Source organism: Gordonibacter pamelaeae 7-10-1-b (genome assembly GCF_000210055.1).
Lineage (GTDB): Bacteria > Actinomycetota > Coriobacteriia > Coriobacteriales > Eggerthellaceae > Gordonibacter > Gordonibacter pamelaeae.
The window spans coordinates 591,656-592,800 of the sequence record NC_021021.1 but is presented as its reverse complement, the minus strand read 5'-3'; the positions used below and the strand labels follow the sequence as shown (position 1 = coordinate 592,800).

General features: G+C 69.1%; 2 protein-coding genes. Both read left to right on the top strand.

Annotated features, from left to right (window positions below; genetic code table 11):
- Nucleotides 1-110: 110 nt before the first annotated feature.
- Nucleotides 111-668, top strand: coding sequence for a DUF2812 domain-containing protein (locus GPA_RS02800; RefSeq protein WP_041238874.1), 558 nt, complete (start codon nt 111-113; stop codon nt 666-668).
- 54 nt (nt 669-722) lie between these two features.
- On the top strand, nt 723-1,145 hold a 423-nt coding region (locus tag GPA_RS02795), incomplete at its 3' end, for a signal recognition particle receptor subunit alpha (RefSeq protein ID WP_041238873.1).

The following is a 1,145-nucleotide window of genomic DNA, read 5'->3' as shown; positions in this document are numbered from 1 at the left end:
CGCGGTGCTGCGGCGCGACTTCGAGCGGCGCCGGCGGCTGCTGGCGCTCGCCGAGGGGCTGCTGGGCAGGGAGGACGATGGCGCCGGTGCCGGGGCAGGCGAGGAGGGGCATGGCGAAGACGACCTATAGGATGTGCGGGGGCTTGGCGATCATGCCCGGGCACGACATGGCCATGCTCAAGCGCATGAGCGCGAAGGGCTGGCATGTGCGCGGCATCAACCGGGCGCTCCTGTACCGCTTCGAGCAGGGCGAGCCGCACGACTACGACTACGCGGTGGACTTCCAGCGCGACTTCTCCGAGGAGGCGCGGGAGCTCTACGGCCTCGGCGGCTGGGAACCCGTCGTGCTGGGGTCCGGCTGGCAGATCGTGCGCGCCGAGGCCGGCACGACCCCCTTGTACACCGATGACGACGCGGAGGCGGAGACGCTTCGGGAGAGCCGGAAGGGCCTGGGCGTGCGCGCGCTCCTCTGCGCGGTTGCCGCGGCGTTGCTCTTCGTGCTCCAGGCGCGGCTTTCTGCCCAGGGCAACGAGCCGGCGTCGTGGGCCTGCCTCGCAGCGTGCGTGGCCCTCGCGTCCGGGTTCGTTCTCTCGCTCTTCCCCTTCGTCGGGTATACGCGCTCCTTGCGCAAGATCCACGCCGAGCAGGAAGCGGACCCGCGCCGCTGACGTGCGGCCCTATTTGGGATACACTGTTCAGGTTGTTGAGAAAGGAGCCCGCACATGGGATTTTTCGATAGGATAAGCGAGGGGCTCTCCCGCTCGCGCGACAAGTTCAAAGAGCAGATGAACGTCCTTCTGGACCGCGGCCCGGATCTGGACGACGAGTTCTGGGACGGCCTGGAGGAGACGCTCATCCTGGCCGACATCGGGGGCGCGGCAGCCAGCGAGATCGTGGAGAACCTTCGCGACCAGGCCACAAGACGGGCGCTTCCCGATGCATACGCGGTGCTCGACCTGCTGAACGACCAGATAGCCTCCACGTTCACGCCCGGCGGCGAGGACGTGCTCGGCGGCGGGCCGGCCGTGGTGCTGTTCGTGGGCATCAACGGCACGGGCAAGACCACCACGGTGGGCAAGCTCGCCAAGGAGGCGACCGACGCGGGCCGCACGGTGCTCCTGGGCAGCGCCGATACGTTCCGCGCA